Below are 17542 nucleotides of genomic sequence, written 5' to 3' on the forward strand. Positions count from 1 at the left end.
TGGCGGCAGCGTCCTAGATCTTTAAAGCGTTAGGTTGAAGAAACTAACAAAAAATATCGAAAAACAAAGTATTACGCTTCAGCAAAAAAATAAATCAGGAATTCTCCGATCGCCGTTTATCCGCCAGAAGCGTCACACAAATGTCATGACCGATGGTAGACCGGCCAACGCCGCCATGATGTTCGAGGGGATAAAGCGCAGCGGTAAGCGGGGGAAACGCAAGGCCGCAGGATTGTTTAAGCGAAAGGAAAAATCGAGGGAGAAGGAAGAGATAAAAGCAGGCTGAGCCGAAGCCCAGCCTGACAGGCGTTATTTCACCAACATACCTGGCTGCGCGCCGCTATCCGGGCTCAGCAGGAAGATCTCTTTTCCGCCGGGACCCGCCGCCATCACCATGCCTTCTGACATACCGAAACGCATTTTACGCGGAGCAAGGTTGGCGACCATGATGGTCAGGCGGCCTTCCAGTTGGCTTGGATCCGGATAGGCTGCACGGATCCCCGAGAAGACCTGACGCGTTTCGCCGCCCAGATCCAAAGACAGACGCAACAGTTTGTCCGAACCATCCACCAGCTCCGCCTTCTGAATCAACGCGATACGCATATCGACCTTGTCAAAATCGTTAAACGTGATGGTGTCCTGAATCGGATTATCCGCCAGCGGACCGCTAACCGGCGCAGCGGCGGCGATATCCTGCTTAGAGGCTTCAATCATGGCTTCGATATTCTTCGGATCGATACGGTTGAACAGCGCCTTGAACGGATTGATTTGGTGGCCCAGCAGCGGCTGAGTCATCGCATCCCACTGCAGATCCGTATTCAGGAACGCTTCGGCACGGTCAGACAGCGATGGCAGCACCGGTTTGAGGTAGGTCATCAATACGCGGAACAGGTTGATGCCCATGGAGCAAATTGCGTGCAGATCGGCGTCGCGACCTTCTTCCTTCGCCACGACCCACGGGGCCTGTTCGTCCACATAGCGGTTGGCGAGGTCAGCCAGCGCCATGATTTCACGAATGGCTTTGCCGGATTCACGGTTGCTGAACGCGTCGGCGATGCTGTCGGCCGCGTCGGTGAAGGTCTTGTACAGCGCCGGATCGGCCAGCGTATCGGCCAGCTTGCCGTCGAAACGCTTGTTGATGAAGCCCGCATTGCGTGAGGCCAGGTTGACGACTTTATTGACGATGTCGGCATTCACGCGTTGCACGAAGTCTTCCAGGTTAAGGTCGATATCGTCGATGCGGGAAGAGAGCTTGGCCGCGTAGTAGTAACGCAGGCAGTCGGCGTCCAGATGCTTCAGATAGGTGTCTGCTTTGATGAAGGTGCCGCGAGATTTAGACATCTTCGCGCCGTTGACCGTCACATAGCCGTGGACGAACAGGTTGGTCGGTTTGCGGAAGTTGCTGCCTTCCAACATCGCGGGCCAGAACAGGCTGTGGAAATAGACGATATCCTTGCCGATGAAATGGTAAAGGTCGGCGTCGGAGTCTTTGCGCCAGTAGTCGTCGAAATTCAGATCGTCGCGCTTGTCGCACAGGTTCTTGAATGAACCCATGTAGCCGATTGGCGCGTCCAGCCAGACGTAAAAATATTTACCCGGCGCATCCGGCACTTCGAAGCCGAAGTAAGGCGCGTCGCGGCTGATGTCCCACTGCTGGAGACCGGACTCGAACCACTCCTGCATTTTGTTCGCCACCTGATCCTGCAGAGCGCCGGAACGGGTCCAGGCTTGCAGCATGTCGCTGAAAGCGGGCAGATCAAAGAAGAAGTGTTCGCTGTCGCGCATCACCGGCGTCGCGCCGGAAATCGCCGATTTCGGATCGATCAGTTCGGTCGGGGTATAAGTGGCGCCGCAAACTTCGCAGTTGTCGCCGTACTGATCCGGCGATTTACATTTCGGGCAGGTTCCCTTCACAAAGCGGTCCGGCAGGAACATGCTTTTTTCCGGGTCGAACAGCTGGGAGATCGTGCGGCTCTTGATGTAGCCGTTTTCTTTCAGACGACCATAAATCAGCGTGGACAGCTCGCGGTTCTCTTCGCTGTGCGTGGAGTGATAGTTGTCGTAGCTGATGTTGAAGCCCGCGAAATCCTGCTGATGCTCCTGACTGACGGCCGCAATCATCTCCTCCGGCGCAATCCCTAGCTGCTGAGCCTTCAGCATGATAGGCGTGCCGTGGGCGTCATCCGCACAGATGAAATTAACCTGGTTGCCGCGCATTCGCTGATAACGAACCCAGATATCCGCCTGAACGTGTTCAAGCATGTGGCCGAGGTGGATAGGACCGTTAGCATAAGGCAGCGCGCACGTGACCAGAATTTTCTTTGCGACTTGAGTCATAGTGGGGAACTTGCTTGTTATTGAATGAATGAGAAGGAGCCACGATGTTAACCGATAGCGGCGCGGCGCGTAAACCTGTTCTGGAGGCGGCCTCGCGCTCGCGGGACAATGAAAAAAGGCGTCTGGATGCTGTCTGAAAAGACTTTGTTCCGTGGCGGTACGCCGGTTAGCGGCGTTCTGTTATGCTTAAAGCCGTGTTCTGATTAATGACAAAAATTTCAAGGAGCCGGGATGAACGATAACCTCCCCGGGCACAGCCCTGACGCGCTGCACGAGACCGTGAGCCGCGTTCTTGCCGCCTTTAAACACCCGACGTTGAACAAAGATCTGATAGCGCTCAACGCGCTGCATCACTGCGCGCTGCTGGATGACGTGCTGCACATCGAACTCGTTATGCCGTTTGTCTGGCTGAGCGGCCTTGAGGTCCTTAAGGAGTCGGTCAGCGATGAGCTGCTGCGTCTTACCAGCGCGAAAAGCGTTGAGTGGCGATTGACCCACGCGGTGGCCACGTTGAGTCGAGCGAACAATCAGCCTGGTGTCAAAGGGGTGAAGAACATCGTTGCGGTCAGTTCCGGCAAAGGCGGCGTCGGCAAGTCCAGCACCGCCGTGAATCTGGCGCTGGCGCTGGCGGCGGAGGGGGCGAATGTCGGGATCCTCGATGCGGATATCTATGGTCCTTCGATTCCCACTATGTTGGGGACGACTCATGAACGACCGACTTCGCCGGACGGCGAGCACATGGCGCCGATCGCGGCGCACGGCATCGCCTCCAATTCCATCGGTTATCTGGTGACGGACGACAATGCGATGGTATGGCGCGGGCCGATGGCCAGCAAGGCACTGCTGCAACTGCTGCAAGATACGCTATGGCCCGACCTCGACTATCTGGTGCTGGATATGCCGCCGGGCACGGGCGATATTCAGCTGACGCTGGCGCAGAACGTGCCGGTAACCGGCGCGGTGGTCGTTACGACGCCGCAGGACATCGCGCTGGTAGACGCGATGAAAGGCATCGCCATGTTCGAGAAGGTGAAAGTGCCGGTTCTGGGCATCGTGGAAAACATGAGCGTGCATATTTGTAGCCACTGCGGCCATCTGGAGCCTATTTTCGGTACGGGCGGCGCGCAGAAGCTGGCGGAAAAATATCACTGTGCGCTGCTGGGGCAACTCCCTCTGCACATTTCTTTGCGGGAAGATCTGGACCGTGGCGAACCGACCGTGGTCAGCCAGCCCGGCAGCGAGTTTACCTCGCTCTATCGCGAGCTGGCCGGGCGGGTCGCCGCGCAGCTGTATTGGCAAGGCCAAGTGATCCCCACGGAAATCGCGTTTCGCGCGTTATAACGCTCCATTCCTGTTCGCGTCCTGCTCGGACGCGAACTCCCCTCCCGCTTAGTGCTGGCGTGAGAGCGGCTAACTCCCTATAATTGCGGCGTTCAGACACCCTTAGCGGTGTGTCCCTTCTTTTATTTTTCGTAAACCAGGTCTTTATTGCCATGACTGACAAGTCTCACCAGTGTGTCATTATCGGGATTGCCGGAGCCTCAGCATCCGGTAAAAGTCTCATAGCCAGTACCCTTTACCGTGAGTTGCGCGAACAGGTGGGCGATGAACATATTGGTGTCATTCCGGAAGACTGCTATTACAAGGATCAAACCCATCTGACGATGGAAGAGCGGGTGAAAACCAACTATGACCATCCCAGCGCCATGGACCACAATTTGCTGTTACAGCATCTGAGAATGTTGAAGTGCGGTGAGGAAATCGCGCTGCCTCAGTACAGTTACGTGGAGCACACCCGCCTGGAAGAAACGAAGCGTCTCGAACCGAAGAAAGTCATTATTCTGGAAGGCATTCTGCTGCTGACCGATGCCCGCCTGAGGGGCGAGCTTAACTTTTCCATCTTTGTCGATACGCCGCTGGATATTTGTTTGCTGCGCCGTATGCGTCGCGACGTCAACGATCGCGGTCGTTCGATGGATTCCGTGATGGCGCAGTATCAGAAAACCGTACGTCCGATGTTTTTGCAATTCATTGAACCGTCTAAACAGTATGCGGATATTATCGTGCCGCGCGGCGGTAAAAACCGCATCGCCATCGATATTCTGAAGGCGAAAATCAGTCAGTTCTTTGAATAAACAGTTACGTGCAGGCGCTGCCGCCTCGGTGACTCAGCGCCGACGGCAGCGGATTTACCTGTCTAAATCCTGAGCGGAGAAAATGATGAGACTGTGCGATCGCGACATTGAAAACTGGCTGGATGACGGCCGGTTGGTGATTACGCCACGTCCCCCCGTCGAACGCATCAGCGGCGCGACGGTCGATGTGCGTCTGGGAAATCAGTTCCGCGTATTCCGCGGTCATACCGCCGCTTATATCGACCTGAGCGGGCCGAAAGACGAAGTTAGCGCGGCGCTCGATCGCGTGATGAGCGACGAAATCAATCTGCCGGAAGGCGAAGCCTTTTTCCTGCATCCGGGAGAACTGGCGCTGGCGGTGACGCTGGAGTCGGTGACGCTGCCGGACAATCTGGTCGGCTGGCTGGACGGCCGTTCTTCGCTGGCGCGGCTGGGGCTGATGGTGCATGTGACCGCGCACCGCATCGACCCAGGCTGGCAGGGGCGGATTGTGCTGGAGTTCTATAATTCAGGGAAGCTCCCGCTGGCGCTGCGACCAGGCATGATGATCGGCGCGCTCAGCTTCGAACCGCTGTCAGGCCCGGCGGCCCGGCCTTATAACCGCCGCCAGGACGCCAAGTACAAAGATCAGCAGGGCGCGGTGGCTAGCCGAATCGACGAAGACTAAGCCACACACGTCGCCGCCCGATGCAGCCCGAATATCAATGAGGATGGCATGAAAAGACTCTTTACCGCGCTGGTTATTCTGCTGGTGGTTCTGGCCGCTGGTATGAGTGCGTTGGTCGTGCTCATCAACCCGAATGATTTTCGCGGCTACATGACCCGCCAGGTGGCGGCCAGAAGCGGCTATCAACTGACGCTGGACGGCGATCTACGCTGGCACGTCTGGCCGCAGCTGAGCATCTTGTCCGGCGGCATGTCGCTGAGTGCGCCGGGCGCGCAGGCGCCGATCGTCAGTGCCGAAAACATGCGTCTGGACGTCAGGCTGTGGCCTTTGCTGTCCCATCGGCTGGAAGTGAAACAGGTGATGCTCAAAGGGGCGGTGCTTCGGCTCACCCCGGAAAGTCAGCCGAAAAAAACCAACCAGCCGATTGCCCCGCCGGGAGTGTCCGAACCCGATATCGGCAGCGGCTGGCGTTTTGATATCGGGCGTATTGAGGTGGCGGACAGCCTGTTGATCCTTCAGCAGCAGAACGGCGAACAGCTCAATTTGCGTGACATCAACCTGCGAATGACGCGTGGCGGGCCGAATGAGGCGCAGGTGACGCTTTCGACCCGCATCAACCGCGACCAGCGCGATCTCTCCCTCTCTGGCTCGTCCGTGTTGGACATGCGCGAGTTTCCTCAACGCGTCGGCGCCCGCATCGATCGTTTAGATTATCAGCTACAAGGCGCCGGACTGCCCGCAAGCGGTATCACCGGCAGCGGTTCAATGCAGGCGGCTTATCAACGTCAGCCGGAAAAGATCACCGTCAGTCAGTTTGCTCTGAGCGCCAACCAAAGCCAGTTAAGCGGAACGGCCGCCTTCACCTCGGGTAGCGTGCCTGATTATACGCTCGACCTGCGTTCGGGACAGCTGGATCTGGACACGTTGCTGGGACTGGCCAAGGGCGAGGGCGATGCCGTCAGCGCAGAAAAAGCGCCAGCCGTGAAGCCGGTCATCTCCAACGATATCCCGCTACAGCAGTCTTATAACGGGCTGCGCAATTTCACCTCGCATATCGCCTTGCAAGCCGATGCCCTGATCTTCCGCGGCGTCAAGATGAACCAGTTCAACCTGCGCGGCGTCAACCAGCGGGGCAAAGTGACGATTGCCGAGCTGAGCGGCCGAGTTGGCGAAGGCCGTTTCTCTCTGCCGGGAACGCTGGACATCGACGCCTCGCCGGCCATCAATACGCAGCCTGAACTGGAGAATATCGAGTTATCCGATCTGATGCGGGTGCTGACGCTGCCGGAAACCCTGACCGGCACCTTTACCATGCAGGGTAAATTTAGCGGAGACAGCCTGACCGTGTCGGCAATGCTGTCTCAATGGCAGGGCAACGCGGCGCTACAGGCAAGCAGATTGCGACTGTACGGGCTGAACATCCCGCGGATGATCCAGCAGGCACTGGAACGCAACAGCAACGGGGTTCGGGGACAAAGCGGCGACGAGCATTTCACCGAGATGGAGCAAATCACCGGTCAGGCTCGCCTCAACGCCGGGAAACTGCGGATATTCAATCTGGACGGGCGTTCGTCAATTCTGGCGGTTGGCGGCGAAGGGATGCTGGATTTACCCGCGCAGCGCTGCGACATCAACCTCAATGTGCAGGTCATCGATGGTTGGCAGGGCGATGATCGCGTGGTCCAGCTGCTGAAAAATGCCCGGATTCCTTTCCGACTGTATGGTCCCTTCAACAACCTGAACTATCAGTTACCCATCGATCAGATGTTGCGTAAGCGGCTGCAGGATGAATTGAAGCAGCAGATCAACGACTGGACGAAGAAGAATCAGGCTAACTGATGCGCGTGAGGCCAGCCGGTGACGGCGTGGCCTCCATGTTTTTCCGCTCGCCTGCATCACACCGATAACCTGCCTCTCGGATAGCGCACGGCGATCCGCACGCAACGCGTCTGCTGTGCTTTTCCTTTCATGCCATCGCGTCTGGACAGAGCTTCCGCCACCACCCAGGCTTCATATCCTCGAAAGAGTGGGACGTGGGCATCAGCGCTGTGTCTTCCTGCTGGTCGAAAACCCCTGATAGCAGAGCGACGGTCGGCGCATCGTCAATTGCGCCTAGCGAACTGCCGCAGCGGGCGCAAAACGCCCGGCTTGAGATATCGGAAGAGCGATACACGGAGGGCGGGCCGCCTTGGCCTGTCCAGTCGACGTCTGCAGAGGCAAACGCCAGCCATACCACGGTTTGGCCGCCCGTCTGTTTCTGACACATATCACAGGAGCAGGTGTGCGCACTGGTGGGATTGCGCGCGTTAAACCGGATGTCACCGCAGAAACACCCCCCTGATAGTTCGACTGCCATACGTTGGATTCCTCATCCGCGAGTGGAGTAAAGGCAATGTAGCAAAATGGGGTGGTTGCTACGACGTGCGGAGGGATTTTTGGCTGGATGGTTCATGTGAAGCTGGGAGACCGGTATGTCCTGTCGTTGCAGGCATAGGGCTGGGGGAGAGTCATGGGAAGAATAAGCGCCAGGGGAGCGCGCCGCTCGATGAGCGACGCGGGCTGAGACTTCGATTAGACCTCGTATTCCATTTCGTCTTCGTCCTGAGGGATCACCAGCACCTTGATAATGCGATGGCTCTCGACGGACAACACACGGAACAACACGTTATCGATACGCACCTCGTCGCCTTCTGCCGGTATTTTTTGCGTATGTTCCATCAGCAGGCCCGCCAGCGTGTGGAACTCGCGCTTTTCTTCCAGTTTCAGCGGGACATACATCAATAAATCTTCGACCGGCAGATAGCCGTTGGCGATGAGCGTCCCGTCCTCATTCATCTGAATATCGTGGCGTGCGTCAAGCTCTTCCCCTTCGAGCGGCAAATTGCCTGCAATGGTCTCCATCACGTCGCTCAGGGTCACAATACCCTCGACCGAGCCGAACTCATCCACGATAAACGCGAAATGCGTATGCGCTTCGCGGAATTGTTCCAGCGCAGACAGCAGCGAGAGCTGTTCCGGGAAGACCAGCGGCTGGCGAATTAGCGCCCGCAGATCCAGCGGCTGACTGTTCAGCTGCTGGCGCAGCAGCTCAATCACATGAACGACGCCGAGCGGTTCATCCGACACATTGCTGTCGGTCACGACCAGACGGGTATGCGAATTCTTTTCCATCAGGGCAGGGAGGTTTTCGGGGGCGGTATTGATATCGATGTTTTCGATATCATGCCGGGAAGTCATGATGCTGCCGACGGAGCGTTGAGACATCCCGAGTACGCGCTCAATCATCCGCTGCTCTTGCTGGTTGAAGACCTGCTGACTGTCGGCATCGGCGCTATCGGCGTTTGTCGTGGTTTCTCTATCGCCGTCCTCCTGCTCGCCGCGCAGGAGTTTGAGTACGGCTTCGGCCGTGCGCTGACGAAGCGGCATGGCGGAGGAGAGGAAACGACGTCGATTAAACATCGCTACCTGGTTCAGCATTTCGATCATGACGGAGAAGCCGATAGCCGCGTAGAGGTAGCCTTTAGGGATGTTGTAGCCGAATGCTTCCGCCACCAGGCTAAACCCGATCATCAAAAGGAAGCTGAGGCACAGAATCACGATGGTGGGATGGGCGCTGACGAAACGTGTAAGCGGCTTACTGGCCAGCAGCATCAGGCCGATGGCGATGGTCACTGCGGCCATCATGACCAGTAAATGGTCGGTCATACCGACGGCGGTGATCACCGAGTCCAGTGAGAAGATAGCGTCCAGTACAACAATTTGCGCGACCACAGGCCAGAAGCGCGCGCCTTTGCGCTGATTCTGCTGATTCTCGTCCTTGCCTTCGAGCCGTTCGTTGAGCTCCATCGTTCCTTTAAAGAGCAGGAAAAGACCGCCGATGAGCACGATAAGATCACGCGCGCTGAATTCCTGTCCCAGCATGGAGAACAACGGCGACGTTAACGTGACCAGCCAGGAGAGGGAAGAGAGCAAGACGAACCGCATCAGCAGCGCTAATGACAAGCCGACGACCCGTGCGCGATCCCTTAATTTTTCAGGCAGTTTTTCAGCAAGAATTGCGATGAACACCAGATTATCAATGCCCAACACTAGCTCCAGCACCACTAATGTGGCCAGACCGGCCCAGATTGTTGGATCGACCATCCATTCCATAATAGGAGATTACCTCTTTTAACATCATGCATTTAATAACCGGATAGGTTATCAGGACACACCCCATGCCACCAGACATTGTGCCTTTTCGGGCTGATTCATCACGCGTATGAGGCGTGGTTATAGGAATATACCTAGGGGAAAGAAAAACCGAAGGTGCTATCTTCCGGTAATAAATATTATTTAAGGATTTATTTAGTTATGGCTAATAAGCCCGCCTCTTTCAAGCTTAAATATGGACTTAATATCGTGTTTTTGAATCGAATCAGGAGGGGCTGTCAAAAATAACGAGGGGCGTTATAGCCATTTTCCGAAAATGGCGTTGTCGTAGATATTCACCTTGTCATTAGGAATTATTTTTCCCTATGCTTTCGGCGCGTGAATAAGGGTTATTTATTCATAATTCGAATTCTACTTTTGGGTATTTTTCCTATTGATTTTCCAGATAGCACACAGAAGTCATGTTTGCCTTAAAAAATGAACGGTTGTTAGCGGATTGGTTGCTGCAAGCCAAGGGCGGTAGCGTACTTGAAGGTGACGAGTTAATTAACTTCCGTCGGTAACTTTAATTACTTTTTAAGGATTATCATTAAGGTGTTCTAATGTTTTGTTCGGGTCGTGAATGCGCGTGTCTTCATTGAGAGCCACTAACAAACACAACCTTATTAGGGTTAATGAACGGAGTGGGAACACAATTGATGATACGAAGAAGGAAAGTGATGTTTTGGGCAGAAATATGCCGTAATCTGATATTTTCCAACCTTAACGCTAATAAAACTTCCTTATTTCACAAACATGAAAGTTTTTCCTTATAACTGGTGCGCCCTTTACTTCCATTATTGAAAAGCGATGGCATAACAGGATGATAAACCTAAAAATGAGATTGGTTCCGCTGCTTGTTTCGACGATATTACTGGGAGGGTGTACGGTTATTCCGGGTTCGCACCTCTCGATCTCCGATAAAGAAGTGGTGGAACAGCCGGATGACGATTTCAATATCAGCAAACTGGTGAATGTATACCCCATTACCCCTTCATTAATTGACCGTCTTCGGACCAAACCTGTGATTGCACAGTCGAACCCGCAACTGGAGCAAGAGCTGCAAAGTTACGAATACCGCATAGGCGTGGGCGATGTCCTGATGGTGACGGTCTGGGATCATCCTGAACTGACGACCCCGGCGGGGACGTATCGCAGCGCCAGCGATACCGGCAACTGGGTTCACTCTGACGGCACCATTTTCTACCCTTATATCGGCAAGGTGAAAGTCGCGGGTAAGACGGTGAGCGAGGTTCGCGGCGAGATCATGCGCCGACTGGCGCAGTACATTGAGTCGCCACAGGTTGAAGTCAGCATTGCGGCCTTCCGCTCGCAGAAAGCCTACGTGACGGGCGAAGTTTCCAAGTCCGGTCAGCAGGCGATTACCAATGTGCCGTTGACCATTCTTGACGCCATCAATAGCGCGGGCGGGCTGACGACCAACGCCGACTGGCGGAACCTGATTCTGACCCATAACGGGAAAGATGAACGGATTTCACTGCAGGCATTGATGCAAAACGGCGATTTGTCCCAGAACCGCCTGTTGTATCCAGGCGACATACTGTTTATCCCGCGTGATGACGATTTGAAAATTTTCGTGATGGGCGAAGTTAATAAACAGACCACGCTGAAAATGGACCGCAGCGGCATGACGCTGACCGAAGCGTTGGGCAATGCGGAAGGGATGAATCAATCCTTTGCCGACGCGACCGGGGTGTTCGTCATCCGTCCGTTGCATGGAACCCAGGGGCCGAAGCTGGCAAACATTTACCAGTTGAATACCTCGGATGCGACCTCTTTGGTTATGGGATCAGAATTCAAATTGCAGCCTTATGACGTGGTATATGTGACGACCGCGCCGGTGGCTCGCTGGAATCGTCTGATCACACAGTTGGTGCCGACGATTGGCGGCTTCAACGACCTCAGCGAAGGTTCATTGCGTATCCGAAACTGGCCGTAGGAGTGAGGGAGCGATGTTTGATTCCATTCTCGTGGTTTGTGTCGGCAACATCTGTCGCTCTCCGACCGGAGAGCGACTGTTGAAGCATGCGCTGCCGGGAAAGACCGTGGCCTCGGCGGGGTTGGGGGCGCTGGTCGGCAACCCCGCCGACAGAATGGCAAATGAAGTCGCGGCCCAGCATGGTTTGTCGCTGGAGGGGCATAGCGCTCGGCAACTCACGGGCGCACTGTGCCGTCAGTTTGACCTCATTCTGGTGATGGAGAAGGGTCATATTGATGCTGTCGGCCGCCTTGCGCCGGAAGTGAGGGGGAAAACCATGCTGTTCGGCCATTGGCTGAACCAGCAGGAAATAGACGACCCCTACCGTAGAAGTCGTGAAACGTTTGAAATGGTATACACCCAATTAGAACAGTCTGCCCATCAATGGGTGCAGGCACTGAGCCGTTAACCTGCAGGGATTAAGATGTCAGAGAAAATTGCCGTGAAAACATCTGAAATTGATAAATCAGACGATGTCGATTTGGGCCGTTTACTGGGAACAATGCTGGATAACCGCTGGCTTATTATCAGCGTCACCACCATTTTTACTGTTCTCGGCATTCTCTATGTATTAATGGCGACGCCTATTTATCGCGCCGATGCGTTAATTCAGGTGGAACAGGATGCGGGGGACAGCCTTTTAAAAGATGTCTCCAGCATGTTGCCGGACGCCAAGCCGCAATCCGCCGCCGAGATTGAATTAATCAAATCCCGCATGGTGATTGGAAAAACCGTTCAAGATTTATCTTTGGACACGGAGGTGGAGCAAAAGTATTTTCCGGGCATCGGTAAGGGCGTTGCGCGGATTATTAATCAGAAACCCGGAAATATCGCCATTTCCCGCCTGCAAGTTCCCGGCATATTAATGAACAAGATGCTGACGCTGGAAGTTTTAGAGGGCGGACGTTATCGCCTGACCGACAGTGACGGCCGGGTTGATATTACGGGGAAAGTCGGGCAGCTGGAAAGTCGCGATAGGGTTTCTATTCTGGTGAGTGATATTGAGGCGCCGGAAGGAACGGAATTCAATGTGCGCAAACTGGACGAGCTGACGGCGATTAATAAAACGCTGAATGCGATGGCGGTGGCGGATAAAGGCAAAGATACCGGCGTATTATCGCTGACCCTGGAAGGCGTTAATCCGGAGAAGACTCAAAAGATTCTGGACAGCATCGCCAATAATTATCTGCAGCAGAACGTTGAACGTAAATCGGCGGAAGCGGCGAAAAGTCTGGAATTCCTGAAAGGTCAGTTACCCATCGTGCGGACCTCGTTGGATGAGGCGGAGAACAAGCTGAATCTGTTCCGCCAACAGAATGACTCTGTGGATCTCTCGCTAGAAGCGAAGTCCGTACTGGATACGATTGTGGGCGTGGAATCTCAGCTGAACGAGCTTACCTTCAAAGAGGCGGAAATTTCCAAGCTCTACACCAAGGAGCATCCGGCGTACCGCGCCCTGATGGAAAAACGCAAAACGCTGGAAGATGAGCGGGACAAACTGAACAAACGCGTCAACAGCATGCCGAAGACGCAACAGGAAATTCTGCGATTGACGCGTGACGTCAACGTCGGTCAGGAAGTCTATGTCCAGCTGATGAATAAACAGCAAGAGCTGAGCATCAACAAGGCCAGCACCGTCGGCAACGTGCGAATCATCGACTCTGCGATGGTAGAAATGAGTCCGGTGAAACCGAAGAAAGCGCTGATGGTATTGCTGTCCGTCATCCTCGGCAGCATGGTGTCCGTCGCTTTCGTCGTGCTTAAAACCGTACTGCATAAAGGGATCGAAAATCCTGAACAGTTGGAAGAGCTGGGCGTCAACGTATACGCCAGCGTGCCGCTGTCTGAATGGCAGCAGAAGAAAGATCGCGAAACGGCCGTCAGACATAAACGCGGCAGCCCAATGGTTCCCGCCCTGTTGGCGATGGGTAATCCGACCGATCTGGCTATCGAAGCAATCCGGAGTCTGCGCACCAGCCTGCACTTCGCCATGATGGAAGCGAAAAATAATGTGCTGATGATTTCCGGCGCCAGCCCCGGGATCGGCAAGTCCTTCATCAGCGCCAACCTGGGCGCCGTCGTCGCCCAGTCCGGTCAGCGCGTTCTGGTGGTGGACTGCGATATGCGCAAAGGTTACGCCCACCAATTGATGGGGACGAGCGGTGATAAGGGATTGTCGGATATTCTGTCTGGACAGCTCTCCGCGGAAACCACGGTGCGGCAGACAGCGCAGGAAAATTTGAGCTTTATTCCGCGTGGCCAGATCCCGCCGAACCCGTCGGAACTGTTAATGCACAACAACTTCTCCCGTTTCCTGGAGTGGGCGAGTGAAAACTTCGACATCGTTCTGCTGGATACGCCGCCGATCCTGGCCGTGACCGACGCGGCGATCATCAGCCGTCAGGTAGGGACGTCGCTGCTGGTGGCGCGCTTCCTGGTGAATACGCCGAAAGAGATCGAAGTCAGCATCCGTCGCTTCGAACAGAATGGCGCAGACATCAAAGGCGTGATCTTGAATGCCGTCGTCAAACGCGCGGCCAGCTACTACGGAGATGGCAGTTACCACTACTACGCGTATGAATATAAGTCGGATAAGTAACGACCGCTGATTCAGCGCCGGGCGTATATTCGACGTCGAATGGCCCGGAAGTCTCGTGTCCAAGGACTTCCCGGCCTCATTTCCGCGATATTGTCGTTCGACGCCTGCCATCCACCTATCTGTAGTTCATTTTATTTAGAGCGTACTCGCTAATGTCTATAGCAATCGAAAGTAACGCCCCGGTAGTGAAATCTAGGGAAGGTGCTCTGACATCGACATTGCGTTGGCTGATCGCTGCCTTGTTTGTCGCTACGCCGTTGAACCCCTATATCAGTGACATGACCGTGTACTTGTGGCTGCCACTGGTGTTTTTGGATTTTCACTTCCTCGCGTTACTTAAAAAGGTCAATTTAAAACCCACGCTGTTCATTCTGCTCTTTCTGAGCTTTTGTCTGCTGATTGGACGAATTGATATCGCGGTTAAAGGCACCGCTATTAGTCTTGGCGTGATTTACCTGATCAAAGTGGGTAGGCCGATCGTCGATAAGATTTTCGTCTGCCTGATTTTTTCGGCGCTGTGGTGCGTGCTGCAATTTATCGCTTTTCAGTTTGGGCAAGAGTATTCCGCCATGCTTGGCCCCAGCGCGATATCGACCCTCCTTTGGGGAGCCTACGCGACGGAGACATACACCAACCAATATGTCGTGTTCTTTCTGCCGCGTATGTCGGGGTTATCCCGAGAGGCTGGCTTTTTCGTATCGCTTTTGCTGATTACCTTCATCATCAGGGCGCGAGATAAAAAGCTGACGAAAAAAGAGATACTGATTTTTATTCTGGCCTTTATGTTCAGCCTGTCCAAAGTCTCTCTGGTGTTGTTTATCTTCCTATTCCTGTATTTGCTGCGGCACTACATTCGAAAAATACCCGTCAACATCACGATTATTGCGTTCATATTTCTGTCTGTGTGCCTGGCTAACTACCTGAATGTGGGAGCGCCGGATTACTTTTACGATCATGAATCCTTCGCTCACCGTTTTTCGCCGTCCTATTTATTAACGGATATGAAGCTGCCGAACCTGCTGTTTGGTTGTGACAGGGAGTATCAGTGTTTCAACACCAGCCAGCCGATCATTGGTTTCTTCGAGCCTAAGGGATTGAAACCAAATATTGGGCTGTCGGGTATTTTGGTGGAAATGGGCCTATTTGGACTGGCGACCCTCTTTCTGGCTTCGGTCTTATTGAAATGGGATAGCTATGACATGGGCATCCTGATCTGTTTTACACAGACCGTCACGCTCTTCACCGTCGATAGCTTCATTATCCTCACGTACTACTACATCATCACGAACAAACAATATCGTTAGGGATGATATCGATAACTTCAACCAGACAATCAAGGTGATTATGTGATTTTCGTCAATGCCAGGTTTCTGACTCAAGATATTACCGGGGTGCAGCGCTTTGCAGAAGAACTGAGCCTGTCTCTGAATACGATGAGAGATGACGTGGTGTTCCTGTCACCGCGCAATATATTAAGACAGGATGTCGCGAAACAGCTCAACGTCAAAATTATCGGTAAAAATAGCGGCCATATTTGGGAGCAATACGATCTCCCCAACTATCTCAAGCGGAACGGTGCGCCTTTATTAATCAATTTGTGCAGCACTGCCCCCGTTTTTTATAAGAACAAAATTGTGACACATCATGATGTCACGTATAAACGCTATCCGCAGAGCTACTCAAAAAAATTCAGGCTGCTGTATAACACCTTAGTCCCGCTGATGATTAAAAATTCTCATAAGTTGATCACCGTGAGTGAATTTTCGAAGCTGGAACTGGGAAAACACTATCACATCGATCCTCATAAAATCGCCGTGGTTTACAATGCGGTCAGCGGTAAATTCAACGGAAACGGTAAAGTCAGCGCCGAAGATAGTCGCGACGCCTATTTGCTGGCCGTATCGTCTCCGAATTATCACAAGAACTTCCATAGTCTGATTGAAGCATTCAGCCAGCTGGACAATAAAGACATTACGTTGAAAGTGGTTGGCGGCGGCTCAGGGAGTTTTAAAAAACAGAGTTATCTGCAAGATCTTGACGAAAGCCGAATTAAATTCGTCGGCCGCGTCAGCGATGACGATTTGCTGGCGCTCTATCGCAACGCTACGGCCTTTATTTTCCCATCGCTGTATGAAGGCTTCGGCATTCCCCCGCTGGAAGCTCAGGCGTGCGGCTGTCCGGTGATTTCCTCTAACGCAGCGTCGATGCCGGAAGTGTTAGGCGACAGCGCGACGTTTTTTTCACCGCTAAATATTAAGGATATGGGTGAAAAGATCACTTCGGTGATTTCTGATCCTGATTTGAGGAGTTCTCTTATTCAAAAGGGATATGAAAATATAGAAAGATTCTCCTGGAATAAATCCGCAGAACAACTCAGTCATATTATTGATGGCGTTTTAGTTAAACGCTGATTATTTTTTTATTTTTAGGGAGATGAATATGTCAGATAACTACAAAGTAGGGATCGTGACGGACTGGCTGGTGACCTATGCAGGCGCAGAGAAAGTGCTCAAAGAAATGCTGGCAGTTTATCCCAAAGCAGAACTTTACTCAGTCATTGATTTTTTTGATGAAAAAAGCCGTGAGTTAATTGCGAATAAAAAGGCGACGACCACCTTTATTCAAAAGTTCCCGAAGGCCAAAAAAAGCTATCAGAAATATCTGCCTTTTATGCCGTTGGCGATTGAGCAATTAGACGTATCGGCTTATGACGTCGTTTTATCCAGCAGCCATGCAGTGGCGAAAGGGGTTATTACCGGGCCAGATCAATTACATATTAGTTATGTGCATTCACCTATGCGCTACGCCTGGGATTTACAGCATCAATATCTTAAAGAGACCGGACTGAATAAAGGGATGAAAGGTTTTATCGCCAAAGTCCTATTGCACAAGCTGCGGCTTTGGGATTACCGTACTGCCAACGGCGTAGACCACTTTGTGGCGAACTCTCAATTTATCGCCCGAAGAATAAATAAAATCTATCGCCGTGAAGCTGATGTGATTTATCCGCCGGTTGATATTTCAAGCTTTGAGTTTTCAGATAAGAAAGAGGAATTCTATTTAACGGCATCTCGACTGGTTCCTTATAAAAAGGTTGATCTAATCGTAGAAGCGTTTGCAAAGATGCCAGACAAAAAATTGCTGGTGATTGGCGACGGTTCCGATATGGAAAAAATCAAAGCTCTGGCGAAACCGAATATCGAACTGCTGGGTTATCAGAGCGATGCCGCCCTCATTGACTATATGCAGCGAGCTAAAGCGTTTGTTTTCGCAGCGGAAGAAGATTTTGGTATTTCACCCGTTGAAGCTCAGGCTTGTGGCACGCCGGTGATTGCTTTCGGAAAAGGCGGTGCGTTAGAAACCGTGCGTCCGTTAGGGGTAGATAAACCGACAGGCCTGTTTTTCGAACAGCAAACGGCGGCATCGCTGTGCCAGGCTGTGAACGATTTTGAACAACTGGATGGGAAATTACTTGCGGAGGATTGCCGGGAAAATGCCTTACGGTTTTCCGTGAACCGGTTTCAGCTTGAATTTGATAACTATGTAAAAAATAAATGGGAGCTTTTTGACGAGAGCAAAAAGATTATTTATTGAGACTGACTCATCAAACTAAA

At 53.0% G+C, this 17542-nt stretch carries 14 protein-coding genes; 11 read left to right on the plus strand and 3 right to left on the minus strand.

Annotation, left to right across the window (positions count from 1 at the left end; translation table 11 throughout):
• Positions 1–34 precede the first annotated feature (34 nt).
• Complete coding sequence (locus tag SB13_RS13965; protein WP_026740944.1) at positions 35–286, plus strand: hypothetical protein; 252 nt, start codon at positions 35–37, stop codon at positions 284–286.
• Positions 287–309: 23 nt separating this feature from the next.
• On the opposite strand, the gene metG is transcribed toward SB13_RS13965, so the two are convergent.
• On the minus strand, positions 310–2337 hold the full coding sequence (gene metG / locus SB13_RS13970; RefSeq protein ID WP_026740945.1) for a methionine--tRNA ligase: 2028 nt from the start codon (positions 2335–2337) through the stop codon (positions 310–312).
• A 231-nt stretch (positions 2338–2568) separates the two neighbouring features.
• Here metG and apbC point away from each other — a divergent pair, with 231 nt between their 5' ends.
• The 4 genes from apbC to asmA all read left to right on the plus strand — a co-directional run bounded on the left by apbC (position 2569) and on the right by asmA (position 6978).
• On the plus strand, positions 2569–3678 hold the full coding sequence (apbC, locus tag SB13_RS13975; RefSeq protein WP_026740946.1) for an iron-sulfur cluster carrier protein ApbC: 1110 nt from the start codon (positions 2569–2571) through the stop codon (positions 3676–3678).
• Positions 3679–3830: 152 nt separating this feature from the next.
• The gene (udk, locus tag SB13_RS13980) at positions 3831–4472 is read left to right on the plus strand and encodes a uridine kinase (protein WP_026740947.1); all 642 of its coding nucleotides are present in this window, start codon (positions 3831–3833) and stop codon (positions 4470–4472) included.
• Between the two features lie 85 nt (positions 4473–4557).
• The gene (gene dcd / locus SB13_RS13985) at positions 4558–5139 is read left to right on the plus strand and encodes a dCTP deaminase (protein ID WP_026740948.1); all 582 of its coding nucleotides are present in this window, start codon (positions 4558–4560) and stop codon (positions 5137–5139) included.
• Between the two features lie 48 nt (positions 5140–5187).
• Positions 5188–6978 carry an outer membrane assembly protein AsmA gene (gene asmA, locus SB13_RS13990; RefSeq protein ID WP_026740949.1) on the plus strand — a complete coding sequence of 597 codons (1791 nt, stop codon included), beginning with the start codon at positions 5188–5190 and terminating at the stop codon, positions 6976–6978.
• A 127-nt stretch (positions 6979–7105) separates the two neighbouring features.
• Here asmA and SB13_RS13995 read toward each other — a convergent pair whose 3' ends face one another.
• Both SB13_RS13995 and SB13_RS14000 read right to left on the minus strand, forming a co-directional pair.
• Positions 7106–7495: a GFA family protein gene (locus tag SB13_RS13995; RefSeq protein WP_026740950.1), complete on the minus strand. Its 390-nt coding sequence runs from the start codon at positions 7493–7495 to the stop codon at positions 7106–7108.
• A 215-nt stretch (positions 7496–7710) separates the two neighbouring features.
• Complete coding sequence (locus SB13_RS14000) at positions 7711–9291, minus strand: TerC family protein (protein WP_026740951.1); 1581 nt, start codon at positions 9289–9291, stop codon at positions 7711–7713.
• Positions 9292–10153: 862 nt separating this feature from the next.
• On the opposite strand from SB13_RS14000, the gene SB13_RS14005 reads away from it, so the two are divergent.
• From SB13_RS14005 to SB13_RS14030, 6 genes are all read left to right on the plus strand, one after another.
• Positions 10154–11290, plus strand: a complete 1137-nt coding sequence (locus tag SB13_RS14005) for a polysaccharide export protein (protein ID WP_026740952.1) — start codon at positions 10154–10156, stop codon at positions 11288–11290.
• A 13-nt stretch (positions 11291–11303) separates the two neighbouring features.
• Entirely contained in the window at positions 11304–11738 is a 435-nt protein-coding gene (locus tag SB13_RS14010; protein ID WP_026740953.1) for an arsenate reductase/protein-tyrosine-phosphatase family protein, read from the plus strand.
• Positions 11739–11753: 15 nt separating this feature from the next.
• On the plus strand, positions 11754–13928 hold the full coding sequence (gene wzc / locus SB13_RS14015) for a tyrosine-protein kinase Wzc (protein ID WP_026740954.1): 2175 nt from the start codon (positions 11754–11756) through the stop codon (positions 13926–13928).
• Positions 13929–14080: 152 nt separating this feature from the next.
• Positions 14081–15232 carry a hypothetical protein gene (locus SB13_RS14020; protein WP_026740955.1) on the plus strand — a complete coding sequence of 384 codons (1152 nt, stop codon included), beginning with the start codon at positions 14081–14083 and terminating at the stop codon, positions 15230–15232.
• 42 nt (positions 15233–15274) lie between these two features.
• The gene (locus SB13_RS14025) at positions 15275–16339 is read left to right on the plus strand and encodes a glycosyltransferase family 4 protein (RefSeq protein WP_026740956.1); all 1065 of its coding nucleotides are present in this window, start codon (positions 15275–15277) and stop codon (positions 16337–16339) included.
• Between the two features lie 28 nt (positions 16340–16367).
• Positions 16368–17522: a glycosyltransferase family 4 protein gene (locus SB13_RS14030; RefSeq protein WP_026740957.1), complete on the plus strand. Its 1155-nt coding sequence runs from the start codon at positions 16368–16370 to the stop codon at positions 17520–17522.
• The last annotated feature ends 20 nt before the right edge of the window (positions 17523–17542 follow it).

Origin of the sequence: Lonsdalea quercina subsp. quercina (genome assembly GCF_000688695.1) — a bacterium.
GTDB lineage: Bacteria > Pseudomonadota > Gammaproteobacteria > Enterobacterales > Enterobacteriaceae > Lonsdalea > Lonsdalea quercina_D.

Coding starts and splice junctions, on each gene's coding strand:
- SB13_RS14010 (WP_026740953.1), top strand. CDS start 11,304: ATGTTTGATTCCATTCTCGTGGTTTGTGTCGGCAACATCTGTCGCTCT.
- SB13_RS13995 (WP_026740950.1), bottom strand. CDS start 7,495: ATGGCAGTCGAACTATCAGGGGGGTGTTTCTGCGGTGACATCCGGTTT.
- SB13_RS14000 (WP_026740951.1), bottom strand. CDS start 9,291: ATGGAATGGATGGTCGATCCAACAATCTGGGCCGGTCTGGCCACATTA.
- udk (WP_026740947.1), top strand. CDS start 3,831: ATGACTGACAAGTCTCACCAGTGTGTCATTATCGGGATTGCCGGAGCC.
- apbC (WP_026740946.1), top strand. CDS start 2,569: ATGAACGATAACCTCCCCGGGCACAGCCCTGACGCGCTGCACGAGACC.
- metG (WP_026740945.1), bottom strand. CDS start 2,337: ATGACTCAAGTCGCAAAGAAAATTCTGGTCACGTGCGCGCTGCCTTAT.
- SB13_RS14020 (WP_026740955.1), top strand. CDS start 14,081: ATGTCTATAGCAATCGAAAGTAACGCCCCGGTAGTGAAATCTAGGGAA.
- wzc (WP_026740954.1), top strand. CDS start 11,754: ATGTCAGAGAAAATTGCCGTGAAAACATCTGAAATTGATAAATCAGAC.
- SB13_RS14030 (WP_026740957.1), top strand. CDS start 16,368: ATGTCAGATAACTACAAAGTAGGGATCGTGACGGACTGGCTGGTGACC.
- dcd (WP_026740948.1), top strand. CDS start 4,558: ATGAGACTGTGCGATCGCGACATTGAAAACTGGCTGGATGACGGCCGG.
- asmA (WP_026740949.1), top strand. CDS start 5,188: ATGAAAAGACTCTTTACCGCGCTGGTTATTCTGCTGGTGGTTCTGGCC.
- SB13_RS14005 (WP_026740952.1), top strand. CDS start 10,154: ATGATAAACCTAAAAATGAGATTGGTTCCGCTGCTTGTTTCGACGATA.